This window comes from Streptomyces sp. NPDC002537 (genome assembly GCF_053594975.1).
Genome location: NZ_JBSFWT010000082.1, coordinates 1 through 25,891, shown reverse-complemented (window position 1 = coordinate 25,891; position 25,891 = coordinate 1). Strand labels below are relative to the sequence as shown.

General features: G+C 71.0%; 22 protein-coding genes and 2 pseudogenes. 11 read left to right on the top strand and 13 right to left on the bottom strand.

Going from position 1 to position 25,891, the window contains the following annotated elements; translation table 11 throughout:
- Nucleotide 1: 1 nt before the first annotated feature.
- Both ACWD4A_RS28510 and ACWD4A_RS28505 read right to left on the bottom strand, forming a co-directional pair.
- On the bottom strand, nucleotides 2–1,000 hold the full coding sequence (locus ACWD4A_RS28510) for a terpene synthase family protein (RefSeq protein WP_451198295.1): 999 nt from the start codon (nucleotides 998–1,000) through the stop codon (nucleotides 2–4).
- Between the two features lie 47 nt (nucleotides 1,001–1,047).
- Complete coding sequence (locus ACWD4A_RS28505) at nucleotides 1,048–2,442, bottom strand: FAD-dependent oxidoreductase (RefSeq protein WP_451198293.1); 1,395 nt, start codon at nucleotides 2,440–2,442, stop codon at nucleotides 1,048–1,050.
- Between the two features lie 527 nt (nucleotides 2,443–2,969).
- Here ACWD4A_RS28505 and ACWD4A_RS28500 point away from each other — a divergent pair.
- Both ACWD4A_RS28500 and ACWD4A_RS28495 read left to right on the top strand, forming a co-directional pair.
- Nucleotides 2,970–5,612 (top strand): type II toxin-antitoxin system prevent-host-death family antitoxin, encoded by a 2,643-nt coding sequence (locus tag ACWD4A_RS28500; protein ID WP_451198291.1) that lies wholly within the window; start codon nucleotides 2,970–2,972, stop codon nucleotides 5,610–5,612.
- Nucleotides 5,613–6,200, top strand: coding sequence for a hypothetical protein (locus ACWD4A_RS28495; RefSeq protein WP_451198290.1), 588 nt, complete (start codon nucleotides 5,613–5,615; stop codon nucleotides 6,198–6,200).
- Nucleotides 6,201–6,242: 42 nt separating this feature from the next.
- On the opposite strand, the gene ACWD4A_RS28490 is transcribed toward ACWD4A_RS28495, so the two are convergent.
- Complete coding sequence (locus ACWD4A_RS28490; protein ID WP_451198289.1) at nucleotides 6,243–6,911, bottom strand: flavodoxin family protein; 669 nt, start codon at nucleotides 6,909–6,911, stop codon at nucleotides 6,243–6,245.
- Between the two features lie 58 nt (nucleotides 6,912–6,969).
- Between ACWD4A_RS28490 and ACWD4A_RS28485 the strand changes: the two genes are divergently transcribed.
- Entirely contained in the window at nucleotides 6,970–7,368 is a 399-nt protein-coding gene (locus ACWD4A_RS28485) for a MerR family transcriptional regulator (protein WP_451198287.1), read from the top strand.
- On the opposite strand, the gene ACWD4A_RS28480 is transcribed toward ACWD4A_RS28485, so the two are convergent.
- Complete coding sequence (locus ACWD4A_RS28480) at nucleotides 7,332–8,471, bottom strand: alkene reductase (protein ID WP_451198285.1); 1,140 nt, start codon at nucleotides 8,469–8,471, stop codon at nucleotides 7,332–7,334. The two genes, ACWD4A_RS28485 and ACWD4A_RS28480, sit on opposite strands and share 37 nt — an antisense overlap.
- A gap of 69 nt (nucleotides 8,472–8,540) precedes the next feature.
- On the opposite strand from ACWD4A_RS28480, the gene ACWD4A_RS28475 reads away from it, so the two are divergent.
- Nucleotides 8,541–8,924 carry a MerR family transcriptional regulator gene (locus tag ACWD4A_RS28475; RefSeq protein ID WP_451198306.1) on the top strand — a complete coding sequence of 128 codons (384 nt, stop codon included), beginning with the start codon at nucleotides 8,541–8,543 and terminating at the stop codon, nucleotides 8,922–8,924.
- Between the two features lie 2 nt (nucleotides 8,925–8,926).
- Nucleotides 8,927–9,151: pseudogene (locus ACWD4A_RS28470) on the top strand (signal peptidase II); the annotation flags it as partial.
- 106 nt (nucleotides 9,152–9,257) lie between these two features.
- Here the strand turns inward: ACWD4A_RS28470 and ACWD4A_RS28465 are convergent.
- Entirely contained in the window at nucleotides 9,258–10,088 is an 831-nt protein-coding gene (locus ACWD4A_RS28465; protein WP_451198283.1) for an alpha/beta fold hydrolase, read from the bottom strand.
- Nucleotides 10,089–10,141: 53 nt separating this feature from the next.
- Nucleotides 10,142–10,939: an alpha/beta fold hydrolase gene (locus ACWD4A_RS28460; RefSeq protein WP_451198281.1), complete on the bottom strand. Its 798-nt coding sequence runs from the start codon at nucleotides 10,937–10,939 to the stop codon at nucleotides 10,142–10,144.
- 129 nt (nucleotides 10,940–11,068) lie between these two features.
- On the opposite strand from ACWD4A_RS28460, the gene ACWD4A_RS28455 reads away from it, so the two are divergent.
- Nucleotides 11,069–11,947 (top strand): LysR substrate-binding domain-containing protein, encoded by an 879-nt coding sequence (locus ACWD4A_RS28455; protein WP_451198305.1) that lies wholly within the window; start codon nucleotides 11,069–11,071, stop codon nucleotides 11,945–11,947.
- A gap of 217 nt (nucleotides 11,948–12,164) precedes the next feature.
- Here ACWD4A_RS28455 and ACWD4A_RS28450 read toward each other — a convergent pair whose 3' ends face one another.
- Together ACWD4A_RS28450 and ACWD4A_RS28445 are read right to left on the bottom strand one after the other, a co-directional pair.
- Nucleotides 12,165–12,593 carry a hypothetical protein gene (locus ACWD4A_RS28450; RefSeq protein WP_451198280.1) on the bottom strand — a complete coding sequence of 143 codons (429 nt, stop codon included), beginning with the start codon at nucleotides 12,591–12,593 and terminating at the stop codon, nucleotides 12,165–12,167.
- 311 nt (nucleotides 12,594–12,904) lie between these two features.
- Entirely contained in the window at nucleotides 12,905–13,411 is a 507-nt protein-coding gene (locus ACWD4A_RS28445; RefSeq protein ID WP_451198279.1) for a carboxymuconolactone decarboxylase family protein, read from the bottom strand.
- 362 nt (nucleotides 13,412–13,773) lie between these two features.
- Here ACWD4A_RS28445 and ACWD4A_RS28440 point away from each other — a divergent pair, with 362 nt between their 5' ends.
- Nucleotides 13,774–14,358: a TerD family protein gene (locus ACWD4A_RS28440; RefSeq protein WP_451198278.1), complete on the top strand. Its 585-nt coding sequence runs from the start codon at nucleotides 13,774–13,776 to the stop codon at nucleotides 14,356–14,358.
- Nucleotides 14,359–14,480: 122 nt separating this feature from the next.
- Nucleotides 14,481–15,011 carry a GNAT family N-acetyltransferase gene (locus ACWD4A_RS28435; protein WP_451198276.1) on the top strand — a complete coding sequence of 177 codons (531 nt, stop codon included), beginning with the start codon at nucleotides 14,481–14,483 and terminating at the stop codon, nucleotides 15,009–15,011.
- 83 nt (nucleotides 15,012–15,094) lie between these two features.
- On the opposite strand, the gene ACWD4A_RS28430 is transcribed toward ACWD4A_RS28435, so the two are convergent.
- The 4 genes from ACWD4A_RS28430 to ACWD4A_RS28415 form a co-directional block, all read right to left on the bottom strand.
- The gene (locus ACWD4A_RS28430) at nucleotides 15,095–15,262 is read right to left on the bottom strand and encodes a zinc-binding dehydrogenase (RefSeq protein WP_451198274.1); all 168 of its coding nucleotides are present in this window, start codon (nucleotides 15,260–15,262) and stop codon (nucleotides 15,095–15,097) included.
- Nucleotides 15,263–15,567: 305 nt separating this feature from the next.
- Nucleotides 15,568–16,146 (bottom strand): HAD family acid phosphatase, encoded by a 579-nt coding sequence (locus tag ACWD4A_RS28425; protein WP_451198273.1) that lies wholly within the window; start codon nucleotides 16,144–16,146, stop codon nucleotides 15,568–15,570.
- Nucleotides 16,147–16,241: 95 nt separating this feature from the next.
- Nucleotides 16,242–17,264 (bottom strand): phospholipase D-like domain-containing protein, encoded by a 1,023-nt coding sequence (locus tag ACWD4A_RS28420; protein ID WP_451198271.1) that lies wholly within the window; start codon nucleotides 17,262–17,264, stop codon nucleotides 16,242–16,244.
- 289 nt (nucleotides 17,265–17,553) lie between these two features.
- On the bottom strand, nucleotides 17,554–18,009 hold the full coding sequence (locus ACWD4A_RS28415) for a winged helix-turn-helix transcriptional regulator (protein WP_451198269.1): 456 nt from the start codon (nucleotides 18,007–18,009) through the stop codon (nucleotides 17,554–17,556).
- Between the two features lie 83 nt (nucleotides 18,010–18,092).
- On the opposite strand from ACWD4A_RS28415, the gene ACWD4A_RS28410 reads away from it, so the two are divergent.
- From ACWD4A_RS28410 to ACWD4A_RS28400, 3 genes are all read left to right on the top strand, one after another.
- Nucleotides 18,093–19,343, top strand: a complete 1,251-nt coding sequence (locus ACWD4A_RS28410) for an MFS transporter (RefSeq protein ID WP_451198268.1) — start codon at nucleotides 18,093–18,095, stop codon at nucleotides 19,341–19,343.
- 210 nt (nucleotides 19,344–19,553) lie between these two features.
- Nucleotides 19,554–20,720 carry an alpha-hydroxy-acid oxidizing protein gene (locus ACWD4A_RS28405; protein WP_451198266.1) on the top strand — a complete coding sequence of 389 codons (1,167 nt, stop codon included), beginning with the start codon at nucleotides 19,554–19,556 and terminating at the stop codon, nucleotides 20,718–20,720.
- 334 nt (nucleotides 20,721–21,054) lie between these two features.
- Nucleotides 21,055–23,391: an MMPL family transporter gene (locus ACWD4A_RS28400; RefSeq protein ID WP_451198265.1), complete on the top strand. Its 2,337-nt coding sequence runs from the start codon at nucleotides 21,055–21,057 to the stop codon at nucleotides 23,389–23,391.
- Between the two features lie 24 nt (nucleotides 23,392–23,415).
- On the opposite strand, the pseudogene ACWD4A_RS28395 reads toward ACWD4A_RS28400, so the two are convergent.
- Nucleotides 23,416–25,891: pseudogene (locus ACWD4A_RS28395) on the bottom strand (hypothetical protein); the annotation flags it as partial.

Here is a 25,891-nt window from a genome sequence, read left to right as displayed (position 1 = left end):
GTCATTCGCCGAAGTGCTGCGGACCGGTCACCCCGAGGTCGGGGTTGTCCACGTGGTAGCGGCCGCAGGTCAGGCTCCACTCCTGGTTGCCGCGGGTCCACGCGGCCAGCCCGTCGAGATAGCGCGCGACCCGCGGGTCGTCGGACGTGCGCCGGAGCCGCTCGGCCAGGTCCAGGAACGCGCCGAGCTCCCGGTCGTGGTACGCGACGGCCATCCCGATCGCCTCCGTGGGAGCGCAGCCGTGGTGCCGCGCGAGGACGGTGATCAGGTTGATGGCTCCGGGCCAGTGCAGTTCGCGCAGGCCGGAGAGGATATCGTTGATCCAGGAGTTGACGCGGCTCGCCGCGAGGGCCAGCGACTGGATCTCCGTACTGCCCCAACAGCCGTCCGGCAGCGGGCAGTTCATGCCGCTCTCCAGGAGGACGAACATCACCGAACGCAGGGCGATGCTCGACTCGCGGAGCGCGATGTACTCCTCCAGGGACGGGATCTCCCGGTTGCAGAGGTAGATGACCTCGGCCCCGGCGCCGGTGAAGTACTCGTGCAGCCCGGCGACGAACCGCTGGAAGTGCCCGGGACCGATCTGCCGCCTGGTCCGTGCGCACAGCTCGTGCAGGGCGAGGATGTACGGGTCATCGCCCGGCGGGGCGTCGGGGTCGTGCAGGATACGCAGACAGCGGAGCGTGTGACGCGCGTAGTCCATGGGCCGGCCGGCCTCGGCGGCGCGCTCCATGTACTCGTCGTCCTGCAGGAACAGCCAGATCATCCAGTCACAGGCCAGCTGAGCGCCCTCGGCGCTCGCGTGCGGGTAGGTCAGGGCCGCGAGCCTGCCGAACTGGGCGGCGCGTGCCGCCTCTTCCTCGACGGCGTCGCGGATGAAGCCGAACCGCCGCATCCACGCGATCGCGGACTCCTCCAGGTGTGCGGCGGCCGGGTGGACCGCGGACGGGAACGGGCAGCGCAACTGCGGTACGCGTACCGGTGCGGACTGGTCGAGCATGGTGGGGGGTCCTCACTGAAGGGGGTCCTACGGGGGCCTAGGGGGTTCTACGGGGTGCCGGACGTCGCCGGTGCCGGGCTCGGCCGGCCCTGCCCCGCTCCCCGTCCGGCCAGGGCGCGGAACGCGATGCCCGGCGCGAGGAGGCTCGACGGCGGGCGCAGGGAGTGGAGAACTTCCAGAAAGGTCAGATGGACCCGCGCGTCGCGGGTGCAGGCGGCCTGCACCCGGTCCATGTAGCGCGAGGCCACACGCTGGGACCAGGACGGCGGGGTGCCCTCGGTGTCGGGCAGGACGTTGTCGGCCGCCGCGGCCATGTCCCAGAAGCTGTTGGTGAGCGTGGTGAGCCGGGCGTGGTAGCGCGGTGAGATCCCGGACAGCTCCGGACGCCCGGTCAGGCACTCCCCGAGCAGGGCCGCGCCCAGAGCGGCCGCGGTCATGCCCTGGCCGTAGACCGGGTTGAAGCAGCACAGGGCGTCACCGGTGAGCAGGAGGTTGCCGGGCAGCCGGGCCGAGGGACCGATCAGCCGACGGCGGTTGCTGGTCGCGTGGCTGCCCGTGACGCCGGTGAGCGGTTCCGCGTGGGCGATGGAGTCCGCGATGAGCGGGTCGGCCAGGCCGCGCGCGTACGGCAGGAAGTCCCGCTCCCGGGTGGAGGGCCGGTCGGCGCCGCTCCCGATGAGGGTGACGATCCACCGGCCGCCTTCGAGGGGCGCCAGCACACCACCCCGGTGCGGGCCGGGCGGCCCGCCCTGGATGTAGCACGCCTGCCACGCGGCGCGGTGTCCCTCCGGGACGCGGTAGACGCGGCTCGCGTAACCGATGTGCGGGTCGATGACCTCTTTCGGCGGCGGTGCACAGCCGAGTTGTTCCAGCCAGGTGTCCACGGGGGAGCCCCGGCCGGTGGCGTCGACCACGAGGTCCGCGGTGAGGACCGGGCCGTCGGGGTCCGGGCTCCCGGCGGTGTGCAGCCGTACCCCGGTGACGGCCGACGTGTTTCCGGTCAGGCCGGTGACCCGGGTCCCTTCGCGGAACACGATGTTGGGTGCCGTACGGACCATGCGCCGGACCGTCCACTCCACCAGGGGGCGGCTCGCGCACACGAAGCCCAGCCCGGAGGGGAAGACCGCGGCCCACCCGTGCGGGTTGCGCATCGCGAGATCTCCGGCGAGGTCCAGCATGGGTGCCCCGGCACCGGTCAACTCACCGGTGAAACCGGGCAGGAGCCGCTCCAGCGTCCGCAGCCCGCGCACACCCAGACCGTGCACATGGGTGGACTGCGGCACCCCGCGCCGCGGCACCGGCCCTTCCGGCAACCGGTCCTGCTCCACCACGACCACGCGTGCGACACGCTCGGCGAGCACCCGTGCCGTGAGCAGCCCGGCGAGGCCGCCACCGATCACCACGGCCTGGGCATCCCCAAGGCCGGCCTTGAGAGTAGTCATGATCCTCCTTGGAGGCGGATCATTGCCCTTTCGTCACTTGAGCCTCAAGAGTCACATCAGGCCACGGTTGCCCGATGGGAGAAGCCTGGTGAGCGGGGGTTGGTGAGTACTCGGTGTGTGTCCGGAAGCGAGGTGGGAGAAGGCGGACGGGGCCGCCGCACGCCGGTGCGGCCGCGGAGGGACTAGACGGCGGGTAACCAGGTGTTTTCGGCCAGCAGGAGCAAGGCCGGGCACCCACCTCCCGCGGAGGTTGGCCGCTTTATGCCAACGCGCCGCGGTGCCACCCCAGCGGGGCCGTCAGCGTGGAACTCCCGCTGGACAACCACGCACACAGGGCAGCACCTGTACACGTCGGGACCGCTCCCGAACTCGCCGACCGCCACGCATACCTCCTCGCGGACCTGCCGGCGGGAGGCACCACGGCAGCGACGGCAGCATCGCCTTCCCAGCACCCTTCCTGGCACGTCATGACGCCCTTACGTTAGATTCCTTACGTGTTCGTGGAAGGCATGCAGAGGAGAACGGCCGTGACAGGGGACGCACCAGGCGCACCAGGCACCGGGGACGAGGCCGGTACGGCACGTCGGTGGGGGATCGACGAAGCCCGCAGATCCCTGTACGAGCTGGTGGACGCGGCCGCGGCGGGCGAGACGACGCTGATCGGCCGCGGCGCGAAAGCGGCCGCCCTCTGCCCGCTGGACCACCTCGACCCCGGCCTGCAGGCACACCTGCCCTCCACCCCGGTCACCTCGGCACGCAAGAAGCTGGGCGACCTGCTGGCCGCCGCGGCCGCAGGCCGGCCGCAGCTGCTGTCGCGCCGCCGCACACCGGCCGCGGTCCTGCTCCCCGCCCCGTCCGCCGACCCTTCACCCACCGCCGTCCCGGCCACCCCCGAGACGGCCGAGCAGCGCCCCGACGCCGGCACGGAGCCGCCCACGTCCCCCCGCTCGCGCCGCCTGCACGGTCTCGGTGACGTCCTCGGCGAAGCCCTCGCCCCCGCCTCCTCCCCGACGGGCCCGACACTGTCGTTCGGCCTGGAAACCCTGGACGCGGCCCTGACCGGCCTGACGCCGGGCCGGCTGACCCTGGTGGCGGCCGCTCCGGGCGCCGGCGGGTCACTGCTGGCCGTGGCCGCGGCCCGCCACACCGCGCTGGCCCGGCAACGGCCCGTGCTGTACGCCGCGTCCGGCCTGACCCGGGCCGACATCGCAGCACGCATCATCGCCGCCGAAACCCCGGTGGACTACCGCCGACTGCGCACCGGCACCCTCACCACCGCCGAGGAACAGGCGGCCGCCGACACACGCGCCCGCCTGACCGGCGCCCCGCTGTACATGGACGACGGCACCGGCCTGACCGCCGACGCCATCACCGAAACCGCCCCGGACATCGACGGACTGGCCCTCGTCGTCGTCGACCGCCTCCAGCATGCCCACGACCCCGCCGTGCCCCTGTCCGGCCCCGCGCTGCCCGCTGCCACCCAGGCCCTGGCCCGCCTCGCCCGCACTCGCGATCTGCCGGTACTGGCCGTCCTGGACACCGACACCCCCGACGCGGTGGCCGCGCTGAACGCGGACATCACCCTCACCCTCACCCGCGACGACCACCGCACCCAAGTCGTCATCTCCGAACGCGACTTCGGCCCACTGGCCACCATCGCCCTCCACGCCGACCTGCGCTGCGCCCGCTTCACCGACACGCCCGCAGCCGTCCAGGCCCCCGGCGGTCCACCGGACGACGCCGTCGCCGGTACGGGCCTCGCCGCCACCGAGGCGGAACTGCTCGAAGCGGCACGCCCGTTCACCTCCGGCGCCCAGCAGGGTTTGTCCGCCCGTCTGACGGGGCTGCTGGCAGCGCTGCGCGAGTCCGCGTCCGCTGCTGCGACCGGGCACACCCAGGCGGGACACACGGCCGGCGCGCACCAGGAGAACGGCACAGCGGACGCACTGCCGGAACTGCGACAGGCCCTGACCGAGGCCGCCCTCCGTACGCCACACCTGCCGGACACCGGTGAGGGACAGCGCCTCGCCGCGGCACTCCAGGCCTTCGCAGCCGCCCACCGGCCCCGGACGCCGGACGCGGAAAACCCACCGGCCGCCCCCGCACACAGTGCTGCCGCGGTCTCCGCCCCGGCCCCCGTCGCCACCGCGCCGCGACCCGCGCCCGCGTCGGAAGCGGTGGGCCGGCGGGGGGACCCGGCCGGCCCACCGGGACGTACAGGCGGCGGCCTGGCGGACACGATCACCGACGCCGTGGCCGACGCCCTGGAACAGCACGGCGGCGATGCGGACGCGGCCACCGCCGGACTGGTGAAAAGAGCCATCCCCGACGTCATGGCACTGTTCAAGGCGTCACGGGTCGGCGGCCGTTACGAGCATTCCGAATTCCCGCCCACCCAGGACATCCTGAAGAAGCGTTCGCAGAAGGAAGCGGACAGCATCTGGGAGGGCCGCCCCAAGTGGCGCAACACGGCACTCCTCAAGGCTGTGAGGTCCGGGGAGACCGGCCCGGTCGACGTGACCGCCCTGGACATGAACGCAGCCTACCTGTCGGCGATGAAGACCCACCTGCCGATCGGAAAACTCACCCACGACACCTCCGGCCTCCACGACACGAAACGCTCCGGCGTGTACCTGGTCACCCCGTCGGCGTGGGGCCACGGCGACCTGCCCAACCCCCTGGGCAACCGCCAGGAGCCGGGCCCCCTCTGGCTCACCGAACCCACCCTCCGCCTCCTGCTGCGCTGCACCCGGGAGAACCTGTGCGAGGCACCGGTCATCCACGAGTCCTGGACGTCCGGCAGCACGGAGGGCCTGCTGGAGAAGCTGCGCCGCACCCTCGCCGACACCCGGAGAACCGCGATCGACCACGACGACGAAGTGACCTTGGAATATGTGAAGGCCATGTACTCCAAGTTCGTGTCCACCATCGGGGAGAGCACCGCGAACCGCGAGATCCGCCGCCCGGACTGGATGCACATCATCCGCTCCCAGGCCTTCGCCAACCTCTGGCTGAAGGCGTACAAGGCACACACCAGCGGCCTGACCGTGGTGGAGATGTCCGGCACCGACGAACTGCACCTCGCCGGTGACTGGCGGCAGGTGTTCCCCGAGGGCCGGAACCTGAACGAGGTCAAGGCCAAGCACCACTACACCCTGGGGGAGAAGTAAATGGGCGCCTCGGACCTGTGGACGAACTTCGGCTACTACGGTGCCCGCGGCATCACGGGAGCCGAAGCCCTGGCCTACGAGATCAACCGGATCGTGCACACCTCCGGGATCGCCTCACCGGTCACCACCAGGCGCGGGCTGTCCGCCCGCCTGCGCTACCTCGACTCCGACGCCGGACGAGCCGCTCTGCGCGAACAGGGCGTCACCGCCCGCACGCTCAGGTCATGGACGACCGGCAAGGCATCACCCAGCAGATCCAGCCGCGAAAAAATCGACAACGCCTACTGGACCCGACGGCGGGACAACCTCATCCGCTCCGGCCAGCTGAAACGACTCCTCGACAACAAGGGCGCGGGACGCCGCATCGAGATCTACCCCGTCGACCAGACATACGTCCTGGAGACACGGAAGCGCCCCAACGTCACCGAGCGGTCCGTCCGGGTGCGCTACCTGTGGGGTGACATGGTCGACGCATGGGCGGTCAGGGACCTCGAAGCCCTGGACGAGGTGTGGGACGACGTCATCTGCGAGCTGGATTCGGACTACGCGGCCTACGCCTGCGTCACCTCCATCAGCATCGGCGTCTGAACGAAGCCGGTCGTCCGTCGCCGCACCGGCGGAACCGTACGGCTACCGCTCCCCGCCCTCCTCCTCGTAGGGGAACCGGGCGAGCGGGGCCTCGCGCTGGAAGAAGGTCTTGGCGCGGACCGCAGCCCGCTCGTCGTCCCGTACCTGGCCCGGCCGCGAACCGTTGCCGAGCAGCACCCCGCCGAATCGCATCCGCAGATAGGCCGCGCTGTGGTTGAGCGTGGTCACCAGCCCGTCGGCGACGGCCTCGTCGTGCTCCGACATGACCGTCACCCCCCACAGGGTCCGGCCCGCCATCCGCTTCTTGAAGTCCGAGCCGGGTGCCGTCATCCAGCCCGACCAGTAGTCGAGATAGCGCTTGGCGTGCGCGGAGAGGGTGTACCAGTACAACGGTGAGGCGATGACGATGTCGGTGGCCTCCAAAGTGGCCTGCCGCAGTATCTCCTCGTTCTCCCCGGCGGGCCAGGTGTCCGTCTCGTGCCGCCCGTCCTGGAAATCGGGCAACGCCAGCCGGGTCAGGTCCACCCAGCGCTGCGGGATGCCGGAGGGCAACTGCTCGGCGGCGGCCCGCGCGAGGGCCTCGGTGTTGCCGTCGGCACGGGAGCTGCCGAGGAGGAAGAGGAACGAACGGCCGGACGCGGCCCGGCCGTTGCCATGGCTGTCGGAAGAGGTCTCGGCGCCCTGCACGGCGCCCACGGAATGCTTGCTCATGGGGCGACGTTAAAGCTTCACATCAATGGCAAGGTCAACCTTGGACGGGGAGAGTGGCATGCTGATCGGGGAGTTGTCCCGGCGCACCGGAGTCAGCCCGCGACTGCTGCGGTACTACGAGGCGCAAGGTCTGCTCGACACCAGGCGCGGACCGAACGGATACCGCGACTACGACGAGGACGCGGTGCTCACCGTGCGACAGGTCCGCGCCCTGCTGCAGGCGGGCCTGTCCACCGAAGTGATCCGCTCGGTGCTGCCGTGCGCCTGCGGCGAGCAGCCGACGCTCGCCCGGTGCACGGACCTGCACACCATCCTGGACCGGGAGCTGACCGCCATGGACGAGCGCATCCACGACCTCCAGCGCAGCCGGACCGCCCTCGCCTGCTACCTGGCGCAGTCCCGGCCCGTCGCCGGCTCCCGTCAAGGCCCGACGAGTTCGGGCGCCGGGGACCGGTGACGGGTGGCGGCCAGCGTGGGGTAGTCGGTGTACCCGGCTTCTCCGCCGACGTACATCATCTGCCGGTCGCGTACCTGATTGAGCGGCGCGCCGATACGCAGCCGTTCGACCAGGTCGGGGTTGGCGAGGAAGGCACGGCCGAGCGCGATCAGGTCGGCTCCGGCGGCCAGGAGCCGCTCGCCCGCGTGCATGCCGCCGTCGGCGGGCAGCGGCCCTCCCCACCCGAGTGCGGGGTTGGCGACGAGCGTGCCCGGCCAGCTCTTGCGGATGGCCCGGAAAAGGGGCTGCTCCGGGTCGGCGAACACGATGTGCAGGTAGGCCAGGCCCATGTCCGCGAGCGCGTCGACGAGCGCGGGGTAGATGCGCCCGGTGTCGCCTTCGGCGATGCCGTTGACGGTGTTCCCGGGGGAGACGCGCAGCCCCACCCGCTCGGGGCCGATGGCGTCGGCGACGGCCCGGACCACCTCGACGACGAACCGGATGCGGCTCTCCGGCGGGCCACCGTAGGCGTCGGTGCGGTGGTTGGTGTTCTCCGACAGGAACTGGTGAAGAAGCTGGCCGTTGGCGGAATGCACCTCCACTCCCGCGAAGCCGGCGTCGACGGCGTTGCGGGCGGCGGCGGCGAAATCGGCAACGGTGGACCGGATGTCGTCGATGGTCATCTCCCGGGGCACGACAGCCTCCTGACGCCCACTGGGTGTGTGGATCGTTTCCGGGAGAGCGACCGGCGAGGGCGCGACGGGGGTGAGCCCGCTGTTGTCGGGGTGGCCCACCCGGCCGCCGTGCTGCAACTGAAGGAACATCCGGCCGCCCTCGGCGCGCACGGCGTCGGTGACGCGCCGCCAACCGGCGACCTGCGCCTCGTTGTAGATCGCGGGAATGCCGGGGTAGGTCTGCCCCACGGCGTTCGGTGTGGCGGCCTCGGCGATGATCAGCCCCGCGGAGGCGCGCTGCGCATAGTAGGTGGCCATGATCGGCTGCGGGACGCCGTCGGCTCCGGCGCGGTTGCGGGTCAGCGGCGCCATCACCAGGCGGTTGGGCAGGCGCAGGGCACCGAGGCGAGCGGGTTCGAAGAGGCGGGAGGCGGCTGGTGCGTTCGTCATGCCGGTACGGTAAAAGCTGCCATCAGTGTCAGGTTCAAGCCCATGGGCGGCATGCGAGGCGGGAAAGAAATGCGGATCGGTGAACTGGCCCGGCGCAGCGGCGTGAGCGAGCGCTCGCTGCGCTACTACGAGACGCAAGGGCTGCTCAGAGCCGAGCGCACGCCAGGCGGCCACCGCGACTACGGCGAGTGGGCGGTCGACCGGGTCGTCCGCGTACAGGCTCTCTACGCCGCGGGCCTGAACAGCAAGAAGATCGCGCACTTGCTCCCCTGCATGCGGGACGCGGACGGCGGCCCGAACGAGCTCGCCACTCCGCGGCTGGTCGCCGAACTCACCGAGGAACGGGACCGCATCAACCGGATGATCACCGATCTGATCCGCTCGCGCGATGTCCTGGACGAAGCCATCGACACGGCGTCGGCCGGCGCGGACGACACACCTCGAGGTGACTGACCATGGCGAATCCGGACGGGACCGGAGACATACGCGGTGAGGGCCGGGAAGGAGGCGGCAAGGCCGGGCGGAGGACACCTCTCCTTCTCGCGGTGGCGGGTCTCGCCTACTCGATCGACCTGTGCAGCAAGCTGGCGGTGGTCACCGCCTTGGAGAACCACGCCCCCGTCAAGGTGATCGGCGCCTGGCTGGAACTGCGGGTGATGCGCAATTCCGGCGCGGCGTTCGGTATCGGCGAGGCGACCCGGGGTGCGGCGCCGCACCCCGAGCCTCCCCATGTATGTCGGACAACAGGCGCCCGGCGGTGGCCCGTGCCGCGACCCGGCAGGTCCCTTATGCCATCGCCCGGTCCGCGGCCAGCCGTTCGTCGAGGAAGCCGACCAGCTTCGCGACGAATCCGGCGGGGTCTTCCGCGGGCGCCCCGTGCCCCGCGTCGATCTCGGCGTAGCGGGAGTCCGCGATGCCGGCCAGCAACGCCTGTTGCTGGTCCGCGCCGATGATGCGGTCGTGCGCGCTGGCCAGCACCAGCGTGGGCGCGGTGATCCGGCCGAGCAGCGGGCGCAGGTCCACTCGCCGGTCGGTCTCGGTCTGGCGTATCGCACCGGGTGTGACCATCTGGACGAGCGCACGCACCAGTTCCTCGTTGGCGGCCGCGTCCGTGCGCTCCCAGTACCGTGGCCCGAAGGCCATCAGCGGCAGCATGCGCGGGAACAGCGCCGTCCCCTGCCCGGCGTCCATGCGCAACAGCTCGAGCCAGTAGCGGAATTCGGCGTCCATGCGTATGTCGGTGTGCGCCCACCCGGCGTGCAGCGCGAGCGAGCGGACCCGTTCCGGCCGGGTCGCGGCGACGTGGGTGGCGACGGCCGAGCCGAGTGAGTGGCCGACCAGGTGGAAGGTGTCCAGCCCGGCGGCGTCGGCCGCTGCGACGACTTCGTCGGCGAGGTCGGCCAGGCCGAGGGGGCCGCCGTGGTCGGTGGTACCGCCCGACCCCGACAGATCGGGGGCCACGACGGTGAACCGGTCGGCGACCGCTTCGGTCAGTGGCAACCACTGCTGCCGGGTGGCCGCGGTGCCGTGCACCAGCACGAGACCGGGGCCCGTACCGGTGATGTCGTATACGACAGTGGCTTCGCCACCGCTGATCGGCACGGTTGTCTTCGGCATCGGGATATTTCTCTCTCGCTTTGTTTCCGGGGCTGTTCTGGAATCGCCCCGGGTCAGGCGGTGGCGGGCGCGATGGCGCGCATCGCGGCGAGCGCGTCGCGCAGGGCCGCGTTGAACTCGAGGGGACGTTCCTGGTGGGGCATGTGGCCCGCACCGGTGACGACGGTGACCTGGGCGCCGGGGATGAGCTCGGCGCAGGTCCGGGCAACCTCCAGGGGGATCTCGGTGTCGAGTTCGCCATGGATGTAATGGACCGGTACCCGGAGTCCGGGCAGGAGGGGCCGGGGGTCGTAGGTGGTGAAGATGTCGAACTGCTCGTCGATGTACACGCCCGAATCGAGGATCTGGCGCACTGTCCAGTCGATCAGCGCCTGGGCGGTGCCCGGTGCGAACCACGCGGACACCCATCCGGCGACGGTCCCGGCCCGGTCCCGGAGCAGGTTCTCCTTCAGCCCGTCCAGCGGAATGCCTTGGGCGGGCCAGTAGGCGGGGCCGTCCACGGGCACGATGCCGCCGACGAGTCCGGGGTGGCGCGCGGCGAGCTCGGTGGCGAAGGTGTCGCCGATCGACGAGCCCACGACCACCGGCCGGTCCAGCCCCAGCGCTTCGATGAGAGCGGCGAGGTCGGCCACCACACCGTCGAGGGTGTTGCCCCGGGCGGGACGGTCCGAGCGTCCGCAGCCGCGCCAGTCGACGGTGACGACCCGGTGTTCCCCGACGAACGCGGCCGCCTGGGCGTTCCAGACCTGGGCGCTGGTCCCCCAGCCGTGCAGGAACAGCAGCGGCTGCCCGGCGCCCTCCCCTTCGTCCTCGTAGTAGAGGGTCGTGTCATTGACAGTCACGTACGGCATGTCGGCTCCTCCGGCGGTCCGGTTGCTCGGTCGCTTGCGTGTCCCCATCCCATCGCGGACCCGGTCCACGACCAACGGGCGAAGTGCGCTTACACTCATCGCGAAAAGTGATCAATGGGGGTGTGGGTGTTGGAGATCAGACAGCTGCGATATTTCCTGACGGTGGCGGAGGAACTGCATTTCGGCAGGGCCGCCGAGCGGCTGCACATCGTGCAGTCCGCGGTCAGCCAGCAGGTGCGCAGACTCGAACGCGAGCTGGACGCCGAACTCTTCGACCGCACCACCCGGAGCGTCGGACTCACCGAGGCCGGCCGACGGCTGCTGCCGCACGCCAGGGAAGTACTGGCCGCCCAGACGCGGGCCCGCGCGGCGATCGACGAACTGCGCACCGAGCGGGCGGCCACACTGCGACTGGGCACCAGCGCGGGGCTCGGCGCACGGCTGGACGCGATCCTCGCCGACTTCGCCCGGCTCGCCCCCGAAGCGCAGCTGGAACTGGTGACGGCACCCACGGAAGCCCGGCTCAAGGGCGTACGGTCCGGTGAACTGGACGCGACGCTCCTACGGGGTGAACGGGCCGGAAGCGGGCTGGAGTTCCTGCCGCTGTGGCAGGACCCGCTCATGGCCGCCCTGCCCGCACGCCACGACCTGGCCGTGCGCGCCGAGATCGACATGGCGGACCTGGCCGGGCTGCCGTTGCGGCTGTCCTCGCCGTCCCGCAACCCCGCGCTGCACGACCTGGTGACGGAGTGCTGCCGGGAAGCCGGTTTCGAGCCGGTGCTCGGACCGGAGTTCACCACGGCCCAGGACACGCTGGCGACCATCGGCTTCGGCAAGCCGTCGTGGACGGTCTTCTACGCGCCGCACGCGGAACAGCTACCGGTTCCGGGCGTGGTGTTCCGCCCGCTGCGCAACCCCGCGCCGGTGATGCGGACCTACCTCGCGGTCCGCCCCGACCCGCCACGGGCCGGGCTGCGGGCGCTGATCGAGGCCTGCCATCTGATGTAGGCGACACGCTCCGGGCGGAACGGCTGTACTGCTTCAGCGGCATCGCCAGGGTATTCCGGAATACCCACGGGCCCGGCGCTCTCGGCTTCTTCGGAGTTCTGCCCGACCTCGGCAGGAAACGGACTGTAACTTCTGAAAGCAGGACGCAAAAGGCGACCACTCGATGAGTGACCGCCATTTGCGAAGTCGTTCAGGGGGTTTGTTTGCCCCCAAAGCATTACGCGTGCTCGGCTACCGATTCCTTGGGCGCCTTCGCGCGACGCTTTCGGGTCTGCGCCGGGACCGGCTGTGCCGGGCGGGAGACATCCGCGAACGGCTGGAGAGCCTCGTGGAGCTTCTTCAGGGACTCCGCCCCCAGATCCAGCTCGCGCCGCTCATAGGTCAGACACTGACGGGAGGCGAGCGTCGCGGTGCCGTCCTCGTTCATCTCGCCGGTCTCGTACTCCTCCGTCCCCATTACCGGAATCAGAATTTCGGTCAGGAAGACATCTTCGGTCACCGACGGGTCGAGGTCGTCGTGACGCTCCAGGCGTCCATACGTTTTCGTCGTGAGAGTCTGGCCTCCAACTACCGTAGTGGTGACGGCCTCTTCCACTCCGGGCTCACCCTTCTGGGACTCGTCGACCTGTACGAACTTAACAGCCATTTAAGCGTTCCTTCCTCGAAGACGGTCCAAATTATATGTGAAAGCAGGCCTGTTGAGCCAATCCACAATACCGAAGGACCCCTTTCGGGTGAAAGGGGCTTTTGGCGTCTCCTGAGATTCCAAATGGCCGAGAAGTGTCGCAGAAGGCTGTGAGCGGGCGAGCAGGTTCGGTCCGCGCATCGACGATGCCCGGGGCGTCGCCGAGTCCGGGCGCGCGAAAGACGGTGCGCGCCCGGGACGACGCCCCACCCCCTGGGCCGGCCCGGCCGCCCCATGTACGGCGGTGGCCTCTACGGGTTGGCCCGGTGGGCTTACTTCCAGGGGTCGGTGAACGACCGGCCGGGGACCGGCTTGGCGATGAGGGCCACGGGGATGAAGAAACCGACCTGCCCGATGGCGATCATCAGGGTGGCGAGTGCCTTGGCGTCATAGTGCTCGGACACCTGGGCGTACAACTCGTCGGAGACCCTCTCGCCGTGCGAAGCGGGCTGGAACACGGCTTCCACCAACGCCAGCGCGGCACGCTCGGCACCGGTGAAGTACGGCGCGTCCCACCAGGACGCCACCGCCGTGATCCGCTCCTCGGACACCCCGGCCTTGCGCAGGAAACCCGTGTGCAGGACGGTCAGATAGGTGTTGCCGACGATCTGGCCGGCCCGCAGCTGGATCAGACTGATCGTGGCCCGCGGCACCGACCGATTGCCGGTGGCCTTGAACAGCGCCGCCGACACCTCCGCCAACTCGGGAACGAGCTCCTGAGGATCGTCGGCCATCCGCGGCGTCATAGGAACCTCGGCAGTGATCGAACGTGCTTCCATGACCAATCTCCTTTTGGGCTTTCACGTTGCTGTCACTGCACTGACGGATGGCGGCGGAGAAGTGTGACCGCCGTGCGACAACCAATCCGCGTCTGGCTGCGCGACCGTCTGCGTGCCGGCCCAGGTGATCATGCCGCCCAGTAGCGCCTGCAACACACCCTGCCCGGCCCACGGCACCAACCCGTACTCCACCCAGCCCGACGACCTTCGGCTTGAACGGGACACAGCGCGCGAAGAGTGGTTCATACGCGCATTGTGCCTTCGGCCACTGACAACGTGCCGTTGAGGAACCCGAGATCAAACCGGCGAGGGGTCAGGCACACTATGTGGGTAGCTATCTGACTACTCATGAGGATTTAGGCATGATTACGCTGACGAAGGAAGACGGACCCGCGGATCTGGACGGGGTGACCCACCTGTCCATCGGTGTGTCCTGGGACCCGACCGCCGGGAGCAGCGGCGGGCTGATGGGGAAGCTCCGGCGGAAGGCCGGCACCGATCTCGACCTGATCGCCGTCGCGATGCAGGGCGCGGACCCGGTGCGCCTCGCCGGCCTCGACTCGCTGGACCCGATGGGCAACGGCTCACTGGTGCACAGTGGGGACAATCAGACCGGGCACGGGGACGGTGACGACGAGACGGTGACCGTGGAGTTCGACCGGGTGCCGTCCAATGTCACGGCCATCGTGTTCATAGCCGCCGCGTACAAGAAGCAGAGTTCCTTCCAGAAGGCGCGGAACATCAGCTTCAAGGTGTACGACGCGACGGGGGGCAGCAGCCAGCAGGTCGCCGACATCTGGCCGAGCCTGCTCACCAACGACAACGGTTGCGCCGTGGCCAAGGCGGTACGGGTCGGCGCGGGCTGGAAACTCCAGGTGATCAACGAGACCGGGAAGATCAAGCAGGGGGATGAGCAGGACCTGATGCGCTTCGCCATCAGCAAGTAGCCGAGACCCGGGCCGGGCCGGGTTCCCGTCATGCACCGGTGCGGCCACGCCCGCACCGGTGCATGACGAACCGTCGGCCGCGCCCCGCCAGGGGGAATGCGGCCTTATGTCAGGATTCGCCTATGGAGCAAGTCGATATCATTCCCATGCAGCTGTCCCACCTGGACGGCGTTCTGAACCTCGGTTACCGCGCGTACGACGTGAACGCGATGCCGTACACCTCGTGGTCGCTGTCCACGGTCGCCGTGCACTGGGACGCGCAGCCGGAAGCGTGCTGGGTCGCGGTGGACGACGAAGGGCTGCTCGGCTTCGTGCTCGGATCGCTCTCCTACGACGAGCGCGAGGACTGGGGCTACCTCGAGTGGATCGCGCTGGACGAACGGGCGCGGGGCAAGGGTGTCGCGAGCGTGCTCGTGGAACGGTGCTGTGACGCCCTCTTCGCGGCCGGTGCCTCCCGGATCATCACCGATGTGGAATCCAGCAACCAGGCGTCGGCGTCCTTGATGCGCCGCAACGGGTTCACCGAGGGCGTCACCGTGACCCTGTTCGTGCGGCGCGATCCCGACAAGTCCGCTCCGGCGGCCACCCACCCCCCGCGCGACCCGGCGCGTGCCCGTCTGCGCCGGGCCGCCCGCGCCACCAGCACACGCTGACTCCGCGCCGGGCGTCCCGAGCCGTCGGCGGTGCGGAGACGACGGGGGAGGAGAGCAGGCCGCCGGCCCCAGGGTTGCCGGCCTCAGGGTTTCAGCACGATCTTGCCCCGGGTGTGCTGCCGCTCCAGTTCGCGGAAGGCGTCACGCACGTCGTCCAACGGGTAGACCCTGGCGATCGGGACCTCCAGCCGGCCCTGGTCGATCAATGCGGCGAGCACCGCTGGCCCGTACTGGCCGATGCCTGGGCGCACGCCATGACGGTGCCTGCTACGCCTTCAACGACGTCCACGCCGTCATGGCCTACGTCGGGGCCGACCGCATCTCCGACGCCGAACGGCTCATCCGCGACCGGGAGGCGTGGTTGCGGGATGCCGACCCGGGGCTCTCCAACGTCCCGATGACCGCCGGGATCGGGCTGCCGGTGAGCCGGGCCCTCGTGGCATACGGGCAGCGACGCCACGCCGACGCGGTCGACCTGCCGCTGCCCCTACGACCGGAACGCCTGGGCCCGCCTCGCGCAGCGGGCCACGGCGCCGACGGACCGCGTGTCACCGGCTCAGGAGAGCTGGCCGTCGTAGTCGGGCAGCTTGAAGCCCTTCTCGTAGTAGCCGCCCTCGAAATCGGTGGAGCGGTTGCCGATGTTGGCGGTGATCGTGTAGCCGTCCTCGGTGAGTTCCTCCCGGCAGCGTGCCTTGCCCTCGCCCTTGCTCTCGCCGTGCTCGCGCGTGCAGACGGCGTCCACCGGGTAGTCGGCGTCCTCCAACTGCTGCCGGGCGGAGGACGAGGAGGTGCGGGCGGTGACGAACAGCACGGCCACGTTGTGCTCGTTCGCCCACTGAGCGACCTTGAGCACCGGCTTGTCGGCCTGCCCCGGGTGGTAGTACGTCTCCAGCGCGGTGTTGTCGATGTCCAGCACGATGGCCGGCTTGTCCCCACCCCCGCCGGCACGGTCCCGCAGCCACGGGATCGCGGGGGCCACGGCTTCCTTCACGTCGGCCTGCCACGTCTGGTAACCGGGCACGGCGGCCCGGCCCGAAGCGGCCTGCGCCGTGACGGCAGTGCCCAGCGACGCGGTCGGCAACGCGACCGCCGCCAGCGCGACGAGCGCGGCGATACGGGACTTCCTGACAGACATCAACCCTGCCCTTCCGGTGAACGATGTACCGGCCACAAAGATCAACATCGCGGATGGACGTACGGGCAAATCACGGATGTCCCATGTATGAACTCTCACGACTCACCGGACACGTCGTCGTACGGTGTCCCGTCCGTGAAGTCCTTCGCGAACGTGGTCTCTATGCCGTTCAGCACGTCCGGGCTGTTGACGATCAGACCCAGCTCGCGGTTGTTGTTGAGCGAGTTGTCGGAGAAGTTCTCCGAACCCGCGAAGACCTTCGCCGTCGGGGTGCCGCGGTCGGCGACGACCGCCTTGGCGTGGATGTAGAGACCTTCGGTCGAGGAGAAGGTGACGACCTTGCCGCCGGCCTCCTTGACCTGGTCGAAGTAGCTGCCGTAGCTGCCGGGGTTCATGCCGACGACCCTGACCGCCACGCCGCGGTTCGCCGCCGCGGCCACCGCGTCCACCAGGGTGCTGTCGCCGAACTCCAACTGCTCCAGGTCCAGGGAGTGCTGGGCGCCGTTGATCAGTTCCAGCAGGTGCGACTCCGAGTCGGTGGGCGACCAGACCAGGTCGTCGCCGTCGGACGGGGTGACCGAGGTCTTGGCGAAGTCCGCGTCGAAGACCTTCTCTATGGCTGTGACGTCGGCGGCGTCCGTGTCGAAGACGCCGTAGTCGCGGCTGCTCGCGTAGTACGTCGAGTCCAGGTTCCCCGTCAGGATCAGCGACTTGGCGCCGTCCACGGTGATGGTCTTCTGATGGGTGAAGACGTAGTCGGAGGAGGAGTACACCACGCCCACGCCGGCGGACTTCAGGGCGCGGTAGGCCGAGCCGTTCACCGCGGTGCGCTTGGCGTCGAGGACGACGCGGACCTTCACACCGGCCTTCTCGCGGCTCACCAGCGCGCTGACGACCTTGGTGTCGCGCAACTCGTACATCGTGACGTCCACCGACTTGGCGGCCGATCCGATGAAATCGTAGACGGCGGTGCGGCCTTGGTCGGGAAAGACCAGCAGGGAGTACGTGGCGGGGGTGGCGGCCTGGGCGGCGCCGGGGGCGGCCAGGACGGATATCGAGGACAGCAGCAGGGCGCCTGCCGAGAGGGCGGCCTGACGGGCAGTGAGGGGTAAGGGCATGCCGGACTCCGGTCGTGTGCACGGGCAGTGGGGGGCTTGCGGGGCGCCCGGGGGCGCGCACGGCCCATGATGCGACCGTCGTGGTTTACGCGGGTAGACGCCGGAGGTTAATTTTTGGCATAGCCACGACAATCGCTTCCTCTGGAGTCGCCCGACTCGGCGAACCTGGATTTGTCGAGGCCCGCGTTGAAGGTGATGTCGAACAGGGCCGGCTCCTCGGCGGCGGAACGGACGTAGGCGGCCGCGCGGTGGCCCCTCGTGGCGAGTTCGTGCCGGGGTCCGTTTTCTGTCAGGGCTTCTGTACGCGGGTGGTGTCGGTGTCGAGGGGGGTGCCGTCGGCGCCGGTCGGCGCGATTTCCGGCACGGGGGTGCCGTGCTGGTCGACAAGGATGGAGTGGGTCTCGCCGGGGGCGAAGGCGTGGCGTTCTCCCCACTGCCGCAGGGTGAGGATGACCGGGAAGAGGTCGCGGCCGGCGTCGGTGAGCACGTATTCCTGGCGGCGGCCCGATGGCGCGGTGCGCTGGGCGAGGAGTCCGTGAGCGGTGAGCTTGCGGAGGCGGTCGGTGAGGATATTGCGGGCGATGCCGGTGCGTCGCTGGAACTCGGTGAACGACCGTGCCCCGTCCATCGCGTCGCGGATGACGAGAAGGCTCCACCTGTCGCCGACGAGGTCGAGCGTGCGGGCGACGGGGCAGTCGGGGTCGGTCCAGTCGGGGTTCGGGGCGCGCATGGTGGTGCGCGACATGACACCTCCCAATGGGTTGCAGATTGAAACCATCATGCCGTACGGTCAAATCGGTTGCAATGTGCTACTGATTGGGGAGTGCGATGAACGTGTGGCGGCGATTACTGCTCGCGGTGGTGTGTGGTGTCGCTGTGGCGAGCATCTATGCGGCGCAGCCGATTCTGGAGCCGATGGGACGCGATCTCGGTGTGCCCGCGGAACTCACCGGGTGGATCGTCGCGGCCGGCCAATTCGGCTACATCGCAGGGCTGTTGCTGCTGGTTCCGCTCGGCGATGTGGTCGACAGGCGCCGACTCATCGCCGCGCATTTGGCCATCACCGCAGTGGGCATGATCCTGACGGCCCTGGCGTCGGCCGCGTGGATGGCGTTGGTGGGGCTCGCGGTGGCCGGGGTGTTCGCGGTCGTGGTGCAGACCACGGTGGCCTACGCCGCATCGGTCTCGCCACCTGCTGAACGCGGACGGAACATCGGTGTCGTGACCTCGGGCGTTGTGGTCGGCATCCTGGGCGCGCGGGTCGTCACCGGCACGCTCGCCCAGGTATGGAGCTGGCGGGCCGTCTATGCCGTGCTCGCGGTGCTGTCACTCGGGCTCGCGGCCCTCGTCCTCGCCGTACTGCCGTCGGAGGAGCGCCCCGGCCGAACTGCGGGATACAGGCCCGTCGTCTCGCTCGGCGGACTGTTCAAGCAGCGCCTCTTCCTGACACGCGGGCTCATCGCGTTCTTCTTGTTCGCGTCGTTCGGAACCCTGTGGAGCGGACTGTCCCTGCCGCTGGCGGACGCGCCGTGGCACCTGAGCGAGAGCCGGATCGGACTGTTCGGCATCGCCGGACTCGCCGGCGCACTCGGCGCGGCGCGTGCGGGGCGGTGGGCGGACGCGGGGTGGGCGGCTCCGGTCACCGGTCTCGCGCTCGTCCTGCTCATCCTTTCGTGGGCAGCGGCCGGGCAGTTGCCGTGGGCACTGTGGCTGCTCGTCATCGGAATCGTGGTTCTCGACTTCGCGGTCCAGGCCGTGCATGTGAGCAACCAGCACCTGCTCACCACCGCGAATCCGGATCGCATCAGCAGCGTCATCGGCAGCTACATGGTCTTCTACTCGCTCGGTTCCGCCCTCGGCGCAGCCGCGACCACCGCCGTCTTCACCGCCCACGGCTGGGCGGGCTCCAGTCTCCTCGGGGCCGGATTCGCGGCCTGCGCGCTGGCTGTCTGGGCGATCGACAGGCGGCTGTCCCGCGACAGCGCGAACCTCCGATCCGGGGAAGTCGGCACGCGCCACGCGCAGGGGGAAGCGCAAGAAGCCGACCAAGCCGAACAAGCCGAACAAGTAGCGAAATAGCCCACAGAGCTCTTTGAACACTCCCTGATCTCCGCAGCCTCCGGGAGCCTTGGCGGCGGGTGGCCTGGTCGACGTCCCGGGCGCACGGGTGGAAGATGGAGCGCCTGGATGGGCTGGGGATGTCTGGTGGTGGGCGGGGAAGGCACCGCCGTGGTCGCCGTCAGCCGGTATCGCACTGTGGCCAGGTACGCGAGGGGAAGGGGACAGGGCATGGATCAGCCGTTCGGCTCCTACCAGAACGAGATCTACTTCAACGGGTTGAGCGGCGTCGTACCGCGCTTCCCGATGGGCTTCGCGGAGCTGGAGGACAAGGCGCGGTCGGCGCTGCCCTCCTCGATGTGGTCGTACGTCGCAGGGGGCGCGGGCGACGAACGCACCCAGCGGGCCAACGTGGCCGCCTTCGACCGCTGGGGACTCGTTCCCCGGATGTTCGTCGGTGCCGCGGAGCGCGATCTGTCCGTGGAACTGTTCGGGACGCGGCTGTCCTCACCGGTGTTCATGGCGCCGGTCGGAGTGATCGGCCTGTGCGCCCAGGACGGGCACGGTGACCTGGCCGCCGCGCGGGCCGCCGCGCGCACCGGCGTGCCGATGATCGCCTCCACGCTCTCCGTCGACCCGATGGAACGGGTCGCCGCCGAGTTCGGGGACACTCCGGGCTTCTTCCAGCTCTACACCCCCACCGACCGGGAACTCGCTGCGAGCCTCGTCCGCCGTGCGGGGCAGGCGGGCTACAAGGGCATCGTGGTCACCCTGGACACCTGGATCACAGGCTGGCGCCCCCGCGACCTGGCCACCGCCAACTTCCCCCAGCTGCGCGGCCACTGCCTGGCCAACTACACCAGCGATCCCGTCTTCCGCGCCCGGCTGGAGCGCACGCCGGAGGAGGACCCGCGGGCCGCGGCCCTCCTCTGGGCCCAGCTCTTCGGCAACCCCCTCACCTGGAACGACCTGCCCTGGCTGCGTTCCCTGACCAGCCTGCCGCTGATCGTCAAAGGCATCTGCCATCCCGAGGACGTCCGCCGGGCCAGGGACGCGGGCGTGGACGGCGTCTACTGCTCCAACCACGGCGGCCGGCAGGCCAACGGCGGGCTCCCCGCCCTCGACACGCTGCCCGCCGTCGTCGAGGCCGCCGACGGTCTGCCCGTCCTGTTCGACTCCGGCGTCCGCAGCGGCGCCGACGTGGTCAAGGCCATAGCCCTGGGCGCCACCGCTGTCGGCATCGGCCGCCCGTACGCCTACGGCCTCGCCCTCGGCGGCACCGACGGCATCGTCCACGTGCTCCGCTCGTTCCTCGCCGAAGCCGACCTGATCATGGCCACCGACGGCTACCCCACGCTCGCCGACCTCACCCCCGAAACCCTCCACCGCGTCATATGACGGCCCGCATGCCGCGTTGCCGGGGGGTGCCCTGATCTCTTTGGCCAAGGGAAACGGGGCTGCATTGGATCGCGGAGCCGGGCGGCATGGTGGTGCGGCTCGGGCGGCTCGATGCCGTCCTGGGCGGCCAGGTCCAGCATCACCTCGCGGGTGATTCCTGTAGCCCCCTTGGGCCCCTCACGCGGGTGCCGTGGCAGGGCGGGCCGGTTCACCCTTTCGCCGTCCGGCGCCCGCCGGTCCACTCGTTTCGCGGACTCAGTCGGGGCGCTGTGCGGCCGAAGTAAAGGGACGGACCGTACAGCCCGGTTGCCCGACCCGCGCGAGGAGAGTGCAGATGCCCGCCCAGACGGCTTCGCCGCAGACCGGTGACGTCCCGCCCCTGACCGGTGTCGGCGACGGCGGCCCGCCCCGGGCCCCGTTCGCCGTGCGGCACCGGCACCTGGTGGCGGTGCTCGCCGTCGTGGTGGCGGTGCTCGCCGGGCTGGCCGGGCACGACATCGGGGAGCAGGTCTCCTCGGGAGGCATGGTGCCGCCGCAGGCGGAGTCGTTGCGCGCGGAGCGGATCCTCGGACGCGACTTCGGAGCGGACACCCCGGACTTCGTGCTGCTGGCCCGTACGGAAGGTCCGCCGGGAGCGACGGTGGACGCCAAGGCGGCCGCCACGGCCGGACGGGACCTGGAGCGGCGGCTGGCCGCCGATCCGGCCGTGGTGCGGGTCCGGTCGTACTGGAAAGGTCGGCCGGCCGCGCTGCGCTCGGCGGACCGGCGCAGCGCGTTGCTGCTCGCCTGGTTCCACGGCGACGACCTGGAGACGGGCAAGGTGGCGGAACGGGTGATGCCGCGGGTGACGGGCCGGACGGGACCGCTGCGGGTGACGGCGGGGGGCGACGCGGCCGTACGGGCGGAGGTGGCGCGTCAGGCCTCGCACGACGCGCACGTCAGCGAACTGGTAGTGCTGCCGGTGACCGCCACGCTGCTGCTCCTGGTCTTCGGCTCCCTGGCCGCCGCCGCGCTGCCCGTCGCGGTCGGGATCTTCGCCGCGCTGGGCACCACCGCGGTGCTGCGCCGGCTGGCCGACTTCGCCGAGGTGTCGGCCTACGCGCTGAGCATCGCCACGGCGCTCGCCTTCGGACTGGCCATCGACTACTGCCTGTTCCTGGTCAGCCGCTACCGCGAGGAACGCCGGGGCGGGGCGGAGCTCGCACCCGCGCTGCACACGACGCTGCGTACAGCGGGCCGCGCGGTGGCCTTCTCGGCGGCGACCGTCGCGGGGGGTATGGCGACGCTGCTGATCTTCCCCCACCCCGTCCTGCGGTCGATCGGCTGCGGGGGCATGGCGGTGACGGCGATGGCGGCGCTCGGCAGCCTGGTGGTACTGCCCGCCGCGCTGGCCCTGCTGGGCGACCGGCTGGAGCGCTTCGACCTCTTCGCACGATGGCGGCGACGCGGCCACGGCCCGGTGGCCGGGCAGCCGGGCGCGCCTGTGAACGGGGCGGACGGGGCAGGCGGGGGTACGGCCGACGGGCCGATCCCACTGGGTCGTTGGGGGCGGATCGCCCGGACGATGGTGCGCCGGCCGCTGCTCGGCGGCGTGCCGGTGGCCTGCCTCCTGATCCTGCTGGCCGCGCCCTTCACCCAGGCGCGGTTCGGCCTCTTCGACGACCGCGTGCTGCCGGCGCGCACGGACGCGTCCGACGTGGGGACGGCTCTGCGGCGGGACTTCACCGGGAGCGGGATGGCGGCGACGACGGTCGTGCTGCCGTCCTTCGACCCGCGGGGCCGGCGTGCCGAGCTCGACGCCTACGCCCGCAGGATCTCAGGGGTGGACGGGGTGGTGCGGGTGGACACCGTGACCGGCGCGTACCGGGGTGGCCTGCGTACCACCGGGACCGGGCGGGAGGCCGCGCGGTTCGCGTCCCCGCACGGGGTGTTCCTGTCCGTGTCGGCCCGTGGGGAGCCCGCGGATCCGGCGAACGCCGAGCGCGCCCGCCGGATCCGGGCCCTGCCCGCGCCCGCCCGAGCCTGGGTGGGGGGTTTGGGGGCGCGGGTCGCCGATGCCCAGCGGCCGGTGCGGGACCGGCTGCCGTTCGCCCTCGGCCTGGTCGCGGTGGCGATGTTCGTGCTGGTGCTGGCGCTCACCCGGTATCCGGTACTGGCACTGAAGGCACTGGTGCTCAACGCCCTCAGCCTGTGCGCGACCTTCGGGGCGCTGGTCTTCGTCTTCCAGGAGGGGCATCTGCGCGGGCTCGTGGGCGACTTCACGGTGACGGACAGCACGGACGTCCTGCTGCCGATGGTCGTCTTCTGCATCGCCTTCGGCCTGTCGATGGACTACGAGTGCATCCTGCTCTCACGCATCGTGGAAGAGCGGCGCCGCGGTGCCGGCACGGTGCTGTCGGTCGTACGCGGGGTGGACCGGACGGCCCGTCTGTTCACATGGTCGGCACTCATCCTCGCCGTGGTCATGGCCGCGCTGGCGACCTCGGAGCTGGTGTTCCTCAAGGCCGTGGGGGTGGGCCTGGCGCTGGCCGCGCTGCTGGACGCGACGGTCGTACGGGGGCTGCTCGTCCCGGCCGTCATGCGACTCGCGGGACGCGCCAACTGGTGGACGCCGACCTGGCCGTCACGCGTCGGCCGGTGGATGCCGCCCTGGCTGCGCGGCGGGCGTTGACGGCTGTGCGGTGGCAGGCCGCCGTCACCCCGTACCGTCCGTGACAACCCGGACCCGCTCCCCGTCGTGCGTGACGGCGACTTGGTAGCGGTCTCCGGGACCGCCCGCGGCGTCCGTCACGAGGGCGCTGCGCAGGTCCTCAGCGACGTGCACAGCGCAGGGGTGGACGCGGGCGAGGCGCGCGACATGGTCCTTCACGGCGAGGGCCGCCAGGTGGTCGGCGAGCGGGATGCCGGTGGGCAGTCCGTAGAGGGTCTGGACGGTGCCGGGGAGCCAGTCGTGGGCCTGGACCTCGGCCAGGGTGAGGGTGGTGACACCCCGTTCGGTGCGGGAGACCCCGGCGCCACGCGTGTAGCGGCGGTCCCGGGCGAAGGCCATCCGGTCCGCGGGTGGTGTGCGTCCCCAGAACGTGCCGCCGAGCAGGATCGCGACCAGCTGGAAGGCGGCGAGCACGCGGTCGTCCGTGCGGAGCTGGAAGTCGATCACAGGGAAGGCCGGTCCGTCGGGGTGGCAGCCGCGGAAGCGGGCCTCGGCCGTGACCGGTCCGGTGTCGGGCAGCGGCTCGTAGAGGTCGAAGGTCTCCAGCCGCCAGGGGTAGCCGCTGCTGCCCACCGTGGTCCGCGGTGCCCAGCGCCACAGTTCGCCGAAGGGGACGATGTGGAACGCGGCGTCGAGCAGCCCTTGATGGAGGCAGCCGCGCGGCACGCCGGGGTGCCCGGCGTCGAGGACCGCGGTGGAGCCGGCGGACCCGATGCGCAGGGAGGTCACGTAGTGGAAGGCGGGGCCGTGGAACATCGCCCCGGACGCGTACGGCAGCGGCTCGGGCGCGGCGTCGGTCAGCGGGGGGAACGGGCGGGGACGTCGCCGGGTGCCGGCGAGGTCGAGCCGGGCGGAGGCGGCGGGCTCGAGGAGCGGAGCGCCGGCCGGATCGGCCCCGTTGCACCGCAGCAGCGTGAGCTCGGCTCCGTCCGGTACCGCGCGGACCTCCGTGGCGAGCCGCAACGGCCGGTCGAGCGTGAGCCATTGCCGGATCCGGACCGAACGCAGTGACAGCTCTTCCGGTCGGCTGCCGGTGGCCGCGCAGGCGGCCGCGGCGAGCCGGTCGACGACCGACATCATGGGCAGGACGGGGATGGTGAGGGTCGGGCGGTGGTCGTGCACCCAGGTCTCGACGGCCGGATCGATGATCTCCTCGGCCCGGACCGGCCCGCCGGGCGGGGGCGGTGCGGCACCGGGAAGCCCGACGGCCGCCACGCTTCGGCCGGGGCTCGCGGGCGGCGGATCGCCGGGGACGAGGCGTACCGCGAGGCCCTGGCTGTGGAGGGCCGGGACACCGTCGACGGAGACCAGCACGTCGGCGTAGAGGGCCGGTTCGGGGCCCGCGACGATGCCGGCGACGTGGACCTCGTACGTGAGGGTGCGGTCGGCTGGGGTGGCCTGGCGGCGGCAGCGGGTCACGGCGGTCCGGCCGGGTACGGGTTCGAAGCGGGCGCCGTCGTGGTCGAGGGTGAGCCCGAGGGCGGCCAGGTGGAAGGCCATGGCCTGGAAGGCGGCGTGCACCATCAGGCTGCCGGGCACGCAGGGGTCGTTGGGGAAGTGGCCGGCGAAGTACCAGGCGTCGGGCCGGATGTCGGCCTCCGCCCGTAGCCGGCCTCGCCCCCAGACCCCGCCGACGGGATCCCACACGGTGACCCGGTCGATCCCGAGCAGGAGGCCGGAGTCGATGCGGGGCGTGCGGCGGTGGCCGCGGGCACGCTCCCAGTCCGGCCCGAAGCAGTCGTACGGCCTTCCGTCCGCGAAGGCGCGGACGGAGTGTGCCGGGAAGCCGCGCGGGCCCGCCGGGGGTGCGGGCGGCGGGTCGTGGGGCACGTCCGGGGGTGGTGCGGCGGCGGGTTCCCAGCGGATGCCTTCGGTGGTGGCGAGTTCGGTGTCCGTGAAGAGTCCGGCCCGCGCGTCGCGGATGCTCAGCCGCAGTTCGTCGCCCACGCGGCAGTCGGCACGGAAGGAGGTGAGGAAGGTGCCGCGGTGCCGGGCATGCCCTTCGACCCGGATCTCGTGGCGCAGGGTCTCCCCGGCGCGGGGCGGGCTGCCGTGGAAGGTCACCTCGCAGCCGAGGAAGCGGTAGACCCGGTCGCCGGGGTGCAGGAGGTCGAGGCCCAGCCAGCCCAGCAGCACCTGGTTGGCCTGGGTGGTCTCGGCGAGGAGGGCCGCCGGCAGTCGGCCGTCCGCGTCGAGGAACCAGCTCCCGGGCGGCAGTTCGGTCTCGCTCCAGATCGTCCCCGTGCCGCACGAGGCGGGTGCCGCGTCGATGCCGAGGACCCGGTCCAGGAGCAGGAACGGGGGCGCGGGCGGTCGGATCCGGCGGGCCCGGCTGTCCAACGGCCGGAAGGCGGGCCCGAAGACGGCGGAGACGGGTCCGGCCACGAGTCGTTCGAGCTCGGGCCAGCCGTCCAGCGCGATCTCGGGAGATACGCGGCGGGTGGGGTCGTAGCCGGACAGG